The 14641-nt window shown below is 57.6% G+C and carries 13 protein-coding genes; 8 read left to right on the forward strand and 5 right to left on the reverse strand.

Translation table 11 applies throughout. The annotated features are described in order from the left end of the window. Positions 1-10: 10 nt before the first annotated feature. Together Z946_RS0115925 and Z946_RS0115930 are read left to right on the forward strand one after the other, a co-directional pair. Positions 11-394, forward strand: coding sequence for a hypothetical protein (locus tag Z946_RS0115925; RefSeq protein WP_025056718.1), 384 nt, complete (start codon positions 11-13; stop codon positions 392-394). Beyond that, positions 391-786 (forward strand): VOC family protein, encoded by a 396-nt coding sequence (locus Z946_RS0115930; protein ID WP_025056719.1) that lies wholly within the window; start codon positions 391-393, stop codon positions 784-786. Before Z946_RS0115925 ends, Z946_RS0115930 begins: the two co-directional genes overlap by 4 nt. Here Z946_RS0115930 and Z946_RS0115935 read toward each other — a convergent pair. The 4 genes from Z946_RS0115935 to Z946_RS0115950 all read right to left on the reverse strand — a co-directional run bounded on the left by Z946_RS0115935 (position 783) and on the right by Z946_RS0115950 (position 6444). Beyond that, positions 783-2366 (reverse strand): Ppx/GppA family phosphatase, encoded by a 1584-nt coding sequence (locus Z946_RS0115935; RefSeq protein WP_025056720.1) that lies wholly within the window; start codon positions 2364-2366, stop codon positions 783-785. The genes Z946_RS0115930 and Z946_RS0115935 overlap by 4 nt on opposite strands. Positions 2367-2461: 95 nt before the next feature. Continuing rightward, on the reverse strand, positions 2462-4636 hold the full coding sequence (locus Z946_RS0115940; RefSeq protein ID WP_025056721.1) for an RNA degradosome polyphosphate kinase: 2175 nt from the start codon (positions 4634-4636) through the stop codon (positions 2462-2464). A gap of 68 nt (positions 4637-4704) precedes the next feature. Beyond that, positions 4705-5385: an HdaA/DnaA family protein gene (locus Z946_RS0115945; protein WP_025056722.1), complete on the reverse strand. Its 681-nt coding sequence runs from the start codon at positions 5383-5385 to the stop codon at positions 4705-4707. Further along, positions 5386-6444: an AI-2E family transporter gene (locus Z946_RS0115950; protein WP_037969833.1), complete on the reverse strand. Its 1059-nt coding sequence runs from the start codon at positions 6442-6444 to the stop codon at positions 5386-5388. 136 nt (positions 6445-6580) lie between these two features. On the opposite strand from Z946_RS0115950, the gene pepT reads away from it, so the two are divergent. After that, positions 6581-7819, forward strand: coding sequence for a peptidase T (pepT, locus tag Z946_RS0115955; protein WP_025056724.1), 1239 nt, complete (start codon positions 6581-6583; stop codon positions 7817-7819). Between the two features lie 67 nt (positions 7820-7886). Here the strand turns inward: pepT and Z946_RS0115960 are convergent, their stop codons facing one another. Beyond that, the gene (locus Z946_RS0115960; RefSeq protein ID WP_025056725.1) at positions 7887-9527 is read right to left on the reverse strand and encodes an ABC transporter substrate-binding protein; all 1641 of its coding nucleotides are present in this window, start codon (positions 9525-9527) and stop codon (positions 7887-7889) included. A 183-nt stretch (positions 9528-9710) separates the two neighbouring features. Here Z946_RS0115960 and proS point away from each other — a divergent pair, with 183 nt between their 5' ends. From proS to Z946_RS0115985, 5 genes are read left to right on the forward strand one after another with little or no spacing between them, the layout of a single operon-like run. Continuing rightward, complete coding sequence (gene proS, locus Z946_RS0115965) at positions 9711-11051, forward strand: proline--tRNA ligase (protein WP_025056726.1); 1341 nt, start codon at positions 9711-9713, stop codon at positions 11049-11051. 57 nt (positions 11052-11108) lie between these two features. Further along, complete coding sequence (locus Z946_RS0115970; protein ID WP_025056727.1) at positions 11109-12062, forward strand: serine hydrolase domain-containing protein; 954 nt, start codon at positions 11109-11111, stop codon at positions 12060-12062. Further along, a complete protein-coding gene (locus tag Z946_RS0115975; RefSeq protein WP_025056728.1) occupies positions 12059-12556 on the forward strand; it encodes a DUF2937 family protein in 498 nt (165 codons plus the stop codon). Before Z946_RS0115970 ends, Z946_RS0115975 begins: the two co-directional genes overlap by 4 nt. A gap of 51 nt (positions 12557-12607) precedes the next feature. Continuing rightward, positions 12608-13891 carry a lipoprotein-releasing ABC transporter permease subunit gene (locus tag Z946_RS0115980; RefSeq protein ID WP_025056729.1) on the forward strand — a complete coding sequence of 428 codons (1284 nt, stop codon included), beginning with the start codon at positions 12608-12610 and terminating at the stop codon, positions 13889-13891. Further along, positions 13884-14567 (forward strand): ABC transporter ATP-binding protein, encoded by a 684-nt coding sequence (locus tag Z946_RS0115985; protein ID WP_025056730.1) that lies wholly within the window; start codon positions 13884-13886, stop codon positions 14565-14567. The genes Z946_RS0115980 and Z946_RS0115985 overlap by 8 nt, the downstream gene beginning before the upstream one ends. Positions 14568-14641 lie beyond the last annotated feature (74 nt).

Here is a 14641-nt window from a genome sequence, read left to right on the forward strand (position 1 = left end):
TATTTAACTCATGAAACAGATTTGCGCTGCCGCTTTTGTTCTGTGCCTGCTGCCGGTCGTATCGTCCGCGCAAGAGGCATCTCCACCGCAAGATGACGGGCTGTCCCTGATGGAGCGGGGTGCCCAGCTTTTTATGGAGGGCATCCTGAAAGAGATGGAACCTGCTATTGAAGAGTTTTCCGGTCTCGCCGACCAGATGGCTCCGGCCTTGCGGCAGTTCGCAGATGAGATGGGGCCAAAGCTGACCGACCTACTGTCAGAGGTGGAAGACTGGAGCGTGTATCAGGCCCCTGAGATTCTGCCCAACGGCGATATCATTATCCGTCGTAAGCCCGACAGGCCGGTTGAACCTCCGAAAGCACCGGCCGAGGCTGCGCCGCAGATTGACCTGTGACCGGTTCTGCCTTTGATGCGATACGGGCAGTCGATTACACCGTCATCATCACACGTGACTTTGCCGCGATGCGGACGTTTTACGAGAGCGTCCTTCGTTTCGAACTGGAGCGCGCACTCTCAGAAACATGGCTCGAATACCGCGTCGGAAGTACCATTCTCGCACTATCGCAACCCGGACTGACAGCGCAGGATGATCCCGTTTCACCTGGCACCGCGTCTCTACAGCTTGCGTTCTGTGTAGCCCGCGATGACGTCGACGCCTGCGCCGCCGAATTGGCGGAAAAAGATATCGAAATACTGTCTCCGCCCACGGATAGGGATTTCGGGCATCGCACGCTGTTCTTTCGCGATCCTGATGGCAATCTGCTGGAAATATACGCGGAGATTTAAACGGTCTTCGGGGGTTTTACCGTCTTGATCTCGACCTCGGCCCCCAGAGATGCGGCAAGCGAATTCAAGCGAGCCTCTGCCACTTCTCCGAAAAGCGGCATCATGTCGGTTGTCAAACGCAGGTGCAGAAGCTTTTTCTGGGCAAACCACCGCAGTTCCCCGCGATCTTCGTCAGGGTTCATCCAAAGCATCGCACCAAACCGCATCGCTTTGCCCAGCACTTCGGCCTCGGCGCGGTGTTGCTCGCTCAACATCTCGTAGAGATCATTGAAACGGGAATTTTCGCGCTTGTTTGAATAGCGGTGCAGCAGGGCGAGACCTAGAAAAACGCGCTCCGTATGTTTCAGGCCGCCAAGGTTGGCGCGGGTCGCATTATCAAAACAGACCTCTGCGCGATAATCGGGATGCGCACGCCAACTTACATCGTGCAGCAGACAAGCCGCCTTTATCAGACGCTTCCGGGGCGCGGAGGCGGATTTGAAAAGTGGCAGGATGAAGTTGTAAAGCGTTTTGCCGAACCCCGGCATGCGTGCATCTTTGGCTTCAGCGAACCGGCAAGCCTCGATCAGCGGGTCGCGGTCGCGCAAGCGCTGCGGCATCTGCTCGTACAACATACCTTCGCGGATACCGTAGCTGGAAATTGCGATGTCCTTGGGACGAAACGTTTTCACCAGCCTGCTCAGCACCTCTGACGCGTAGGGAACAAGCGCCATCCGGCTGGAGGAGACGCCTGATATCAGCCGCAGCTCTTCGGGATCGGTTTGATTGATATATTTCAAGGTGGCGCTGACGGCCCTGGGCGTCATGCGGTATTCATGCAGAACCTGAAGGGGATAGCCGCGACGCACCATGTCGATACGGGCAATCGCGCGCCACGATCCACCCACCAAAAACAGGCGGTCACGCTGTGTGCCCAGCACGCTGTGCAGATCCTCGATAACCTGTTTGATATGCGCTTTTCTTGCTTTTGCGCCGCCTTTGATGTCCCGCAGTTTAAGCGGGCCAAGCTGCGAGGTTTCACGCCGGCCAACGCGCCCGCCCGATATCTCCGCCAGCTCCATCGACGAGCCGCCAATGTCACAGATCAGGCCGTATGCACCGGGCCAGCCCAACAGGACGCCTTGCGCAGAAAGCCGTGCCTCTTCCTTGCCGTCAATGACCCAGATGCGCAGTCCGGTTTCGGCCAGCACCTCGTCGCAAAAAGCGCGGCCATCGCTGGCATCGCGTACCGCTGCCGTGGCCACAACGGTCAGCTCGGACAGCCCCATGCCGTCAGCCAGCTTTTTGAACCGCCGCATCGCTGACAAGGCCCGTACGCGGCCCTCGGGCGACAGATGACCGGTTTCAGCCATGCCAGCCCCCAAGGCGCACATGATCTTTTCGTTGTAAAAGTAAGCGGGCGAGCGTGCCGCGCCATCAAAGACCACCAAACGAACAGAGTTCGAGCCGACATCCACAACACCGACCCGCGCCAGTGCACGGGCAGAAGGGTCCTCAAACAGGGGTTTGCCAAAAAGGCCCAGATCGGCCACGCCGGTTTCGGGAACGGCGGGGCGGGTCGTTTTGGTCTGGTCTGCCATGCAGTCTCCTTGCGGGGCTTGGTCGGGCGCAAGATGGGTTAGCAGACCTTGGGCGTCAATCGCAAAGACGCGCAGCCATGGGCGCGCACAGCAAATCAATCTTCGGTGTGCGTCAACTTTGGCACATCCGATGCACCTGCCGAGCCACGCCCGGACAGCGACGGATTCTCCATGAAGAACCGGTGGCAATTGAACATGAACTGTCCTTCCTGAAACGCGGGCCGATGGAAGCTGCCATCAGGTGACATGATCCAGCTTTGCGCAACGTCAGCCAGATTAGCGGCCATGATCTGGCTTACGATCTGCGCTTTGACAGTGGCATTTTCAATCTCGACCAGTGTCTCTACGCGCCGGTTCAGGTTGCGGCCCATCCAGTCCGCAGAAGAGATGAAGACGCGCGCCTTTTTGTGCGGCAGGCCCGATCCATTGCCGAAACAGACAATCCGCGAGTGCTCCAGAAAACGGCCGACGATGGACTTTACGCGGATGTTTTCGGACAGGCCGGACACACCGGGGCGCAGACCGCAAATGCCGCGGATGACCAAGGATATCTGCACGCCCGCCTGTGAGGCTGCATAAAGTGCGTCGATCACTTCGGCATCAATGAGTGAATTCATCTTGGCCCAGATCACCCCCGGACGGCCTGCGCGTGCGTGCTCGGCCTCGGCGGCGATCATTTCAAGCAATCGGGGTTTCAATGTAGTGGGCGAGATCGCGAGGTTGTCCAACTGCTCGGGCGGGGCGTAGCCCGATAGATAGTTGAAGACTTTTGTCGCATCGCGGCCCAGCTTCTGATCGCAGGTGAAGAAGGACAAATCAGTATAAATACGCGCGGTGATAGGGTGATAGTTACCGGTGCCATAATGGGTGTAGGTGACCAACTGGTCGCCTTCCCGACGCACCACGGTCGAGATTTTCGCATGTGTTTTCAGATCAATAAAACCGTAGACGACATGTGCACCGGCCCGCTCCAGACGCCGTGACTGCCGGATGTTCGCAGCTTCGTCAAAGCGTGCTTTTAGCTCGACCAGTGCAGTGACGGATTTGCCATCCTCGGCCGCCTCGCAAAGTGCTTCTACGATGGGGCTATCGCGGGAAGTGCGATAAAGCGTTTGTTTGATTGCGACCACGTTCGGATCACGCGCTGCTTGCGCGAGAAACCGGATGACCATGTCAAAGGTTTCATAAGGGTGATGCAGCAGCATGTCTTTTTGCCGGATCGCGGCAAACATATCGCCGTCGTGGTCCGTCACCCGTTCGGGAATGCGCGGCGTGAACTGCGGCCACAGCAGGTCGGGACGCGCGTCTGTCACCAGCTCGGCCAGATCATCTACACCGATCATGCCGTCAATCTCGATGACATCACGTTCATGCACGCCAAGCTCGGCCATCACGACGGATTTCAGCTTTTCGGGCGCACCAACGGAGTGGGTCAATCGAACAACCTCACCTCTCCGGCGGCGTTTGAGCGCGACTTCGAACTCGCGGACCAGATCTTCAGCTTCGTCTTCGACTTCCAGATCGCTGTCGCGCAATACCCTGAATTCGAAGTGAGATTTAAGCTTATAGCCCGGAAAAAGGTCGGGGATATGGATCACCAACAGATCTTCGAGAGGCAGATAACGCAAGGTGCCCTCGGGAGCGGGCAGGGCAATAAAACGGTCGATCTTCGCGGGGACAGGCAGCAATGCCTGCAAGGGCCGCTTGTCTGCGGTCCGCTCCAGCTGCAGCGCCAGCGCGTAGCCGGTGTTGGGAATGAACGGGAAGGGATGCGCGGGGTCAATCGCCAGAGGGGAAAGCACTGCGAACACCTGGTTTAGGAAAACCTCCTTGAGATATTTCAAGTCATCCTTGGTCAGATCGGCCGTATGCTCCAGAAATATATTCTGGGCATCCATCTCGGCCATCAAGTCCACCAGCACGCGCTGCTGGTTCAGCATCAGTTTGCGGGCGTCTTCATTGATCAGAACCAGCTGCTCCGCCGGTGACAGGCCATCTGCTGCGGGGGTTGTATTCCCAGCCTGCGCCAGTTCGCGCAGGCCGGCCACGCGCACCGTATAAAACTCGTCAAGGTTATCTGCCGAAATCGACAGGAAGCGAAGCCGCTCCAGTAAGGGGACGCGCGTGTTTTCGGCCTCTTCCACCACACGCCAGTTGAAGCCCAGCCAGCTTAACTCTCGATTGAAAAAGCGTCCTGGTCCGGTCATGTCCAGATCAGGCAGAACTGCAGGTTCGGGGAAAGCCCCCTGAAGAAAATCGGTCTGTGTCATGGCGGCCTTATAAGGCTGAAATGTCTAGGTTTTGTGACGCTCGTGCGAAGGCGTCCAGAAAGACAGTATCACGTGTCCGGCGTGTCTTTGTCCAGCACTGCAGCAGCAAAGGGTCGGGTGATCGGCTTTTGCTGGGCCAGACTGGCTGCATCCAGCCGTTCGACCAGATCAATCGCTGCCGCGAAGGATCGGTCCATCCGGTCCAGCAGATAAGAAATCACTTCGGGTTTTGGTGCCAATTGGCGATCCCCGAGCAGTTTGACCAACAAGGCTGAAAGAAGTGTGTCATCCGGCGCGTCCACTGCCGCGGCCGTGGTGCCGCGCAGTCGGCTATCAAGATCGGGTAAGGTGATGCTCCAATCCGTCACAGCCTTTGTGCCGGTCAGCAGCAGATTACGGCCCTCGGCCAACAGCAAATTGTGCAAGTGGAACAGGGTGTTTTGCGCATCCACATTTCCGGCGATGTCAGGCACATCTTCCACGGCGACATGGTTTTGGGCCAGTTCCGGCACCATTCCACCAACAAGGTCTGCGGCCGATATGATGGTGGCACCCGACGTTTGGGCCCAGACGTGGGTGAGGTGGGTTTTGCCTGCCCCTTGCGGCCCAGTCAGGATCAGTTTGCCACCGGGCCAGTTTGGCCAGGTCTCGATCATGCCTAATGCCACGGCATTGCAGGGTGCTACGAAAAACGCGTCGCGATCCAAAGCGGTCCGGCTAGGCAGGTCAAACCCGAGTTGCTGCGGCATTCAGAGCTTGCCCGTTCCACGGTACAACAGGCTGTCGCGGTATTGATCGACGCCAAAGCGGGCCAGCACACCTAAGGCGGCGGCAAGCGGTACAGCAACCAACATTCCCACAAACCCGAAAAGCGTGCCGAAAACCGAGAGGGCAAGGATAAGCCATACGGGATGCAACCCGACCGAGTCGCCCACAAGTTTCGGGGTGAGTACGTTACCTTCGATGACCTGACCCAGCACAAAAATGCCGCCGACTAGCCCAATAGATACCCAGTCGCCCCAGAACTGAAAAAGGGCCAGACCGATCGCCAAAGCACCGCCCAGAAGGGCACCCAGATAAGGGATAAAAGTCACAACACCGGCAATAAAACCGACAACCAGCCCGAATTGCAGGCCGACCAGCATCAGTGCTATTGCATAATATGTACCAAGGATCAGACAGACCGTGCCCATTCCACGGATAAAGGACGCGAGTGTGTTATCTATTTCGCGCGCGAGGTGGCGGATGGTGGGGGCATGGTCACGTGGCAGCAGGGTGTCGATGGCGGCGACCATCCGGTCCCAATCCAACAACAGGTAGACCGCGACGACAGGTACGATGACAAACAATACCATCACGTTGATGATCGAGGCAAAGGAAGACAGGGCAGTTTCAAGCACCTGACCGCCGCGTTCCTGAATTGCGGTGCCGATCGACAAAAGGGAGGTTTGCAGGGTGGAGCCTTCTTCCAGCAGCGTCGGGAAGCGTTCATTCAGAAACGCCGTGAAATCACTGAACAGATCGGGGGCGATTTTTACCAGACTGATCGACTGATTTATCAGCGTCGGGATCACCAAAAGCGCCAGCAGAACAAACACAAGGATGCCTACAAAGGTAATCAGCGCGGTCGCAAGCGCCCGACTAAGGCCCATACGCTCCAACCGGTCTGCAACGGGATCAAGGAAATATGCGATGGCACCACCCAGCAGGAATGGCATCAAAACATCGCCCATGAACCAAAGAGCAACCATCACGACGATTGCCGCGATGCCCCAGTATTTCAGTTGTTCTCTGATCGGCAATGCCATGGGGGCGTCTCCAAAAGGGTCCCTATTCACATCGCGCACACAGTCCCATCTTTCAAGGGGCAGACGCGAAAAGCTGCCGGCTTGACTTCCCACCAGTCCGTGACCCAAATCATGCCGGTATTCCAAAGGAGCCACCATGCGCACGCCGTTTGACAAAGAGCTTGAAGACCGTCTGGTCCGTTATGCTGCCATCGATAGCCAAAGCGATGCAACATCCTCCAGCCAGCCAAGCACTGCGATCCAGCTGGAGATGTCGCGCCTGCTGGTGACCGAGCTTGAGGAGATGGGTGCTCAGGATGTGCAGCTTACGGATTACGGTGTGGTGCTGGCCACAATTCCCGGCACGACCGAAGGTCCGACAATCGGCTGGTGTGCCCACGTCGACACTGCGCCCCAATTCAATGCCACTGGTGTAAAGCCTGTTGTACATCGCGGCTATAATGGCGGTGACATCACCTTTGCGGATGCGCCTGACCTGCGCCTGTCGCCTGAAAATTCGCCCTATCTGGGCCAGAAACAGGGTGAAGACATCATCACCGCCTCGGGCACAACCCTTCTTGGTGGCGATGACAAAGCTGGCGTTGCCATTGCCATGACCGCCGCGCGGCACCTTCTCGAAAACCCCGATATCAAACATGGGCCCATCAGGCTCGCCTTTACCCCTGACGAAGAGATCGGGCGTGGGGTTGATACGCGTCTTCCTGCGGACTTCGGCGTTGATTTTGCTTACACTTTCGACGGTGGTAAACCCGGCGAGATCGAATTCGAGACATTCTCTGCGGATGGTGCCGTTGTCAAAGTTACCGGTGTTTCCGCCCATCCCGGTTTTGCCAAGGACAAGATGGTCAATGCGCTCCATCTGGTCTCAAAGATTATCATGACATTGCCGCATGTGACCATGACACCCGAGACCACCGAGGGGGTTGAAGGATTTATCCACGTATCCGAAGTGAAGGGCGGGTCGAGTGAGGCGGAGATCATCCTTATCATCCGCGATTTTGAGCTCGACGGTCTTGAAGCGAAGGGCAACCTGCTGCGCCAGGTTTGCGAGGCCGTTGCGGCAGGTGAGCCGCGAGCCGAAATCACCTGTGATATCACGCCACAGTATCGCAATATGCGCTACTGGCTGGAGAAAGACATGACGCCGGTTGAATTGGTCCGCGCTGCTGTGGTCGATGCGGGGCTGGAGCCTGTGTCGATCCCGATCAGAGGCGGGACCGATGGCTCGCGGCTGACGGAAATGGGCGTGCCGTGCCCCAATGTCTTTACCGGTATGCAGGAAATTCACGGGCCGCTGGAATGGATTTCGGTTCAGGACATGGCCAAGGCTACGCGTGTTGCCATCGCGTTGGCGCAGCGGGCTGCCGTCAAATAGTCATCGCAAACGAAAGCGGCGCGCCTCGAAAGAACGCGCCGTTTCGAAATTTTATCAAGGTCAAAAATCAGGCTGCAAAGCCAAGTTTTGAAACATGGATTTCAAAGGTCGGGTGCATTTCCGCGCCGATCACTTCGGGTTTGTAGTGGCGGTAGATTGAACGCCAATAGGGTTGAATCACCACACCTTCGTCCTGCATGATTTTTTGCAACTTCGCCATAACCTCGCGCCGTTGATCCGCATCTGCAATTGCCAGTGCATCCGTCAACAGGCTGTCGAACTCGGCGTTGGCAAAGGCGGATTCATTCCACGCCTCACCGGATTTGTAAGCCAGCGCCAACACTTGCACGCCCAGAGGCCGCTGCGCCCAGTCCGTGGTAGAGAAGGGGTAGCCGACCCAATCGTTCCAGAATGTTGCGCCGGGCAGGATCGTCCGTTTCACGTTGATACCCGCATCGCGCAGTTGCGCCGCGACCGCATCGGTCGTGTTTTTGCGCCAGGTGTCATCAATCGAAATCAGCTCGTGCTCGAAATCACCCATGCCTGCTTCATCCATCAGGGCTTTAGCGGCAGCGGGGTCATAAACAGGGGCTGGCAGTTCTGCGTATTCGGGGTGCAACGGGGCAACATGATGGTTTTCCGCGACAGAGCCGTTATCGTTAAAGCCAAGTTCCAGACACACCGCATTATCAACCGCCATGGCCAGTGCGCGCCGCACGCGTACATCCGCATAAGGCTTCGTACCGTTCACTTCGGCGTTCTGGTTTGGGCGGATACACACCGTGTTGGCAGTGACGGCTTCGGATTTGGACCAGCCCACATCATCAAAAAGCGTGATGTAGTCGCCAAGGGATTCGTAGACCATGTCGACTTCGTCCGCTTCAACCGCCGAAAAGATCGCGGATTGTTCTGTGCCGTAGTCGATATATTCGATCCGGTCGAGATAGGCTCCTTCGTCCCACCATGTGTGGTTTTCGTTCCGCACAAGAACCGCCTTGATGCCGACTTCGAATTCGTCTGGCAGGTAGGGGCCTGTCCCGATGGGGTTTTCAAGTGGATCACCGTTGAAGGAACTATGCACGATTGCCGCAGGATAATCTGAAAAGCCCGCGATCAATGTGATATCGGCGTTGTTCAAAACCAGCTTCACAGTCCGGTCGTCTGTTGCCGTAATGGCACCATCACGTGCTTTGCCGCTTTCTTCATCGATCAGAGACGCCATGCGGGACGCCATCGAATTGCCCTCGACTGCCTTGTCGCACCAGCGTTCGATGTTCATGGCCACGTCGGCTGCGGTAAAGGGGTCGCCATTATTCCATGTGACACCCTCGCGCACCGTCAGCGTGTATTCAGTGGCGTCATCGTTGATTTCCCAGCTTTCCAGTAGCGATGGCTTGAACGACCCGTCTGTTTGATACTCCACCAGATATTCCAGCCACCCGCGGGTGTAGTTTGACATCTGTGGCCAGTCGAAAGTGCGCGGGTCTTTCAGGGCTTTGACGCTGCTCTCGATACGCAGTGTGCCCCCTGACTGCGCATGGCCGGCGGCCTGCGCGGGCTGTGAAAGCCCCAAAAGACCGTATGCAGCGCCTGCTGTCAGGCCAAGCGATGTCGCGCGGGTCATGAACTCGCGTCGCGATAGAGTTCCGGCAGCGACTTCATCGGCATAAGCAGTGGCGGCGGGGTGAATGGAAGCAGATCGGATCATCATGTGTCTCGTCTGTTAAGGTCTGTTGAAAGGCGAACGGTTGGGCGCTGAACGCGCGTGACCTTGACGGTAGGGCGTTCTGCTAAAATTCAATCATTCATTTGGTTGATGCCAACCCGATTGCGGGTTTCGTCCAACTCGCATAGTCAGGGCCAAGCTAATATACATAGATGGAGCGCCCTCATGCGTTTGAGCCGTTATTTCTTACCTGTGCTGAAAGAGAACCCTTCGGAGGCGCAGATCGTCAGCCACCGGCTGATGTTGCGTGCGGGCATGATCAAACAATCGGCCGCAGGGATCTATTCTTGGCTGCCGCTGGGCTTCAAGGTGCTGCGCAAGCTTGAAAACATTGTGCACGAAGAACAGGCGCGTGCAGGCCACCACGCCATGCTGATGCCCACGATCCAGTCGGCAGACCTGTGGCGCGAAAGCGGGCGCTATGACGCTTACGGCGAAGAGATGCTGCGGATCAAGGATCGCGGCGGTCGCGACATGCTGTTCACGCCCACGGCCGAAGAGCTGATTACCGACATCTTCCGCGCCCATGTCAGCAGCTACAAAGACCTGCCGCTGACCATGTACCAAATCCAGTGGAAATTCCGCGATGAGATCCGCCCGCGCTTTGGCGTGATGCGGGGCCGTGAGTTCCTGATGAAAGACGGCTATAACTTTGATCTTACAAAAGAAGACGCGCTGCACGCGTACAACCGCCATCTGGTGAGTTACCTGCGCACGTATGAGCGGATGGGCCTTCAGGCGATCCCGATGCGTGCTGATTCCGGCCCTATCGGCGGCGACGATACACACGAGTTCCTCGTGCTGGCAGAAACAGGCGAGTCGGAGGTGTTCTATGACAGCGCCGTGACCGATCTGACCTTCGGTGATCGCGAAATCAACTATGACAGCGTGGAAGACTGCGCCGCCGTCATGGAGGAATTCACGTCGAAATACGCCCGCACCGACGAGACGCACGATGAGGCATTGTTCAATCAAGTGCCGGAAGAGCGCCGCCGCACCGCACGTGGCATTGAAGTCGGTCAGATATTTTACTTTGGCACCAAGTATTCCGAAGCCATGGGGGCCACGGTCCAGGGGCCGGATGGCAAGAACACACCTGTCCACATGGGCAGCCACGGCATCGGCGTCAGCCGCCTGTTGGGTGCGATCATTGAGGCCAGCCATGATGACAACGGCATTATCTGGCCTGAAGGTGTCACACCTTTCCACGCAGGTATTGTGAACCTCAAGCAAGGGGACGAAGAAGCAGATGCCGCCTGCGAGGCGCTTTATTCCTCGCTGAAGCTGATTGGCCTTGATCCGCTTTATGACGACCGCAATGAACGGGCCGGTGGAAAGTTCGCGGGCATGGACCTGATTGGTCTGCCTTGGCGCATCACTGTTGGTCCCCGCGGCTTGAAGAACGGTGTGGTTGAGCTGACCTCCCGCAAGACAGGCGAGAGCGAGGAAATGCCACCGGAAGACGCCGTCAAACGCCTTGCGCAGATTTATGCCGGTATCGCCTGAGGCTTTGATCGAGGGCGAGGGGTGCGGTAGGCTCAAGCAAAACTGGAGCAGCCTATCGTGATCCGAGCCGTTGTAATTGCTGTGTTATTTGCGGCACCGATGGCCGTGGCCGATGTGCCTGCGCGACTGGATCAAGCCTTTCGGGGCTGGGTGGAAGACGTGGGCGCGCAAGCTGCGGTTATGACCGTCTGGGAAGGCGGCACGCACAATAGCGATGTCGCCATTGGGATGTCTGCGGATACGGCGGTTGAGCTGGCTAGTCTAGGCAAAGCCATCACGGCGCTTTGTGTAACGGATCTGATCGACAAAGGTATCTGGGCGGCAGAGACAACCAGCTCCGGTGTTTTGGGATATGGCCCTGACGGCATAACCTTAGCTCGGCTGATGACCCATAGTGCTGGCCTTGGACCCGATCAAACGCAGTCCGATATGCCACGTTGGCTGGATACGGCAGAGGACAGATCGGACGATGCCGCTCAGCAGGCGCTTAGACGTGACGGGCAGTCGGGCTTATCTGGCAGCTTCAGCTACAATAACGAAAACTATGCCATTTTGGGGGCGATGATCGCAGCCGAGACCGGTCAATCTTACGCGGCTTATTGCAAGGCCGCGGTCCTGGACCGCGCTGGTGTCACGACCGCACAGATTTCGCCACGAACGGGCAGCATGGCGGCCTGGGGTGGGTGGCAAATGTCTGTGCAGGACTACGCGCGGTTCATGCATTGGGCCTACGGGCCGCAAGGCATCATCGGTTCAGCACCACAGAACTGGCCGCAGGCTGCAATGGGGGGCGGCGCGTTTTACGGCGCAGGCATGACCCAACGCGCATTTCGCGGAAGCATGAACTATTGGCATTTTGGCCTGCTGTGTTTCCCGGAGCGGATGACCGCCGGAAGCTACGCGGTGCGATGGCAGGAGAAATGGAGCGTGGTCGTCAGCTTCGATCGCTGTCTCGATTGGGATCAGCTCTTCGCCCTGGATGCGGCTCTTGCACGGGCGGTATTTCAGTGATCCTGCGCACGCTCACTCTGGCTGGCGGCATCGCTGGCGCTGCTGCGACATCGCAATTCCCCGAATATTCCCAGCAGTATACGCAGCGCCTTGGCGGGGCGGTTGATGCATTGTCCGAAGTTGTTGCGGATTTTGACGCCTCTGCTGCTGCTGTGGGGCTGGAGCGCGAGGCGGCGCTTGCGCAGATGCAGGGCACTGAGTTTATGGAACGTCGTCGCGCTGATATGACCCGCACGTTTGCTCGCTATGAAACGCTTAGCGCGGATCTGGCCGCGCTCGAAGGGGAGGGTCCGTTTATGCGTGCCTATCACCTACCGCGTCTGCGCGATGGTCAAATCGCGAAAGCGGCGTGGGATGTTTATCAGCCGGCGGTCCCGCTAAACCTTGCGGGGATGATATTTGCAGGTGTCGGGTTCGTGCTGGGGGGCGGGCTTGTGTCCATCTTTCTAGGCCTTGTGCGCTGGCCCTTTCGCAGACATGCAAAGCCCGCTTGACCCGCCCTCCTCAAAGCCTCAGTTTGCGCGAGATCTGACAGGAGCCTTCCCTTGGCCAACACTGCCCCTTTTGCCCCTTTCGAGTGGATGATCGCGTGGCGCTACTTGCGTGCACGCCGTGCTGAAGGTGGTGTCAGCGTAATGACATGGATCAGCCTGATTGGTATCACTCTGGCAGTCTTTGCATTGATTGCAACGCTGTCCGTTCGTTCCGGCTTTCGGGCCGAGTTTGTGGATACGATTCTTGGGGCCAATGCCCATGTGACCGTCTACCAACTTGGCGAGGTGGGCGCGAATGGACAGATTGATCGAACGATCTCTGATTACGATACGCTTGCCGCAGCTGTGCGGGACGTGCCTGGCGTAACCCGTGTTGCCCCGCTGGTGCGTCAGCAGGTGATGGCCAACAGCGGCCAGAACAACGCAGGCGTCGAAGTATACGGGATTTCGGGGGCTGACCTTAAAACCATTCCCCGCATCGCGTCTTCGGATCAGGCTCAGGGCGACATCGACAGGTTCAACGAAGGGATCGCCATCGGTATCGGCGTTGCGCGCAGTCTGAATGTGACGGTCGGGGATCGCATCAAACTGATCTCGCCCAATGGGGTCAAAACAGCTTTCGGTACCAGCCCGAGGGTGAATGCCTATGAGGTGGTCTATATCTTTGCGGCTGGCCGTTATGACATTGACCGTACACGTGTCTATCTGCCCATCGGAGATGCGCAAATATTCTTTAATCGCGAGGGGGTGGCCGACGAGCTTGAAGTCATGATCGAAGAGCCTGAAGCCGTCGATGACATGGCCTTACCGATCCTTCAAGCCATGGGGGAACGGGGTCAGGTCTGGACCTGGCGCGATGCGTCGGGATCGTTTCTAAATGCACTCGATATCGAAGATCGGGTGATGTTCGTCATTATGTCGGTACTGGTTCTGATCGCTGCCATGAATATCGTTTCTGGTCTGATCATGCTGGTCAAGAACAAGGGGCGTGACATCGGTATCCTGCGCACCATCGGCCTGACTGAAGGCTCGATCATGCGCGTGTTTTTCATCTGTGGTTCGTTCACCGGCATCATCGGAACGGTGGCTGGCGTCATTCTGGGCTGTCTTTTCGCCCTTTATGTCGATCAGATTTTCGGGTTCGTGAACTATCTTTCGGGTGGCACCGCGTGGGATGCCTCCATCCGGGGTATCTATTTCCTGCCTGCGAAGCTCCAGCTTGCTGATGTGTTTTCTGCCGTCGCCTTGTCATTGGGATTGTCGTTCATTGTCACGATCTTTCCGGCCCGCCGCGCTGCGCGCATGAACCCTGTGGAGGCGTTGCGCTATGAGTGATCCGGCCTTGAGCCTTTCCGGCATTACAAAGTCCTATAACACCGGCAAACCAAACGAGATCAATGTGCTGCGCGGTGTCGATCTGACCATTGCTGCCGGTGAGGTAGTGGCACTGGTTGCGCCCTCTGGTGCCGGTAAATCCACTCTCCTGCATATCGCCGGTCTGTTGGACACGCCGGACAGTGGTCTGGTCCATGTCGCGGGTGAAGACATGACAGGACGCTCTGACCGCAGGCGTACACGTGTCCGCAGGGGGGATATCGGCTTTATCTACCAGTTCCATCATCTGCTGCCGGAATTCACGGCGCTTGAGAATATTGTACTGCCGCAACTGGCCAACGGTATCGCGCGACCAAAGGCCGAGGACCGCGCACGCAGCCTGCTGGCCAAGGTCGGGATCGAGGCGCGTGCAGACCATAGGCCCGCAGCACTTTCCGGCGGTGAACAGCAGCGCGTTGCGTTCTGCCGGGCGCTTGCCAATGCACCGGGGCTCTTGCTGGCGGATGAGCCGACCGGCAATCTGGACCCCAGCACGTCCGATCAGGTCTTTGTAACGCTGATGGAATTGGTACGCGATACAGGCCTTTCGGCTCTAATTGCCACGCACAACCTTGAGTTGGCAGCGCGTATGGACCGCCAGATCAGGCTTGACGCAGGGCAACTGGTTTCTGTCTGAAAGGCATGACGGCTTGACGCCCCTTGCGGCCTTGATCAAAGTCGGTCCCAGCCCTTGAGGCTGGAGTATAATTA

This window comes from Sulfitobacter noctilucicola, assembly GCF_000622385.1.
GTDB classification, from domain to species: Bacteria; Pseudomonadota; Alphaproteobacteria; order Rhodobacterales; family Rhodobacteraceae; genus Sulfitobacter; species Sulfitobacter noctilucicola.

Bases quoted from the DNA above. Each gene is read 5' to 3' on its own strand.
- Z946_RS0115925 (WP_025056718.1), top strand. From the start codon at position 11: ATGAAACAGATTTGCGCTGCCGCTTTTGTTCTGTGCCTGCTGCCGGTC.
- Z946_RS0115985 (WP_025056730.1), top strand. From the start codon at position 13,884: ATGAGTGATCCGGCCTTGAGCCTTTCCGGCATTACAAAGTCCTATAAC.
- Z946_RS0115940 (WP_025056721.1), bottom strand. From the start codon at position 4,636: ATGACACAGACCGATTTTCTTCAGGGGGCTTTCCCCGAACCTGCAGTT.
- proS (WP_025056726.1), top strand. From the start codon at position 9,711: ATGCGTTTGAGCCGTTATTTCTTACCTGTGCTGAAAGAGAACCCTTCG.
- Z946_RS0115960 (WP_025056725.1), bottom strand. From the start codon at position 9,527: ATGATCCGATCTGCTTCCATTCACCCCGCCGCCACTGCTTATGCCGAT.
- pepT (WP_025056724.1), top strand. From the start codon at position 6,581: ATGCGCACGCCGTTTGACAAAGAGCTTGAAGACCGTCTGGTCCGTTAT.
- Z946_RS0115945 (WP_025056722.1), bottom strand. From the start codon at position 5,385: ATGCCGCAGCAACTCGGGTTTGACCTGCCTAGCCGGACCGCTTTGGAT.
- Z946_RS0115950 (WP_037969833.1), bottom strand. From the start codon at position 6,444: ATGGCATTGCCGATCAGAGAACAACTGAAATACTGGGGCATCGCGGCA.
- Z946_RS0115935 (WP_025056720.1), bottom strand. From the start codon at position 2,366: ATGGCAGACCAGACCAAAACGACCCGCCCCGCCGTTCCCGAAACCGGC.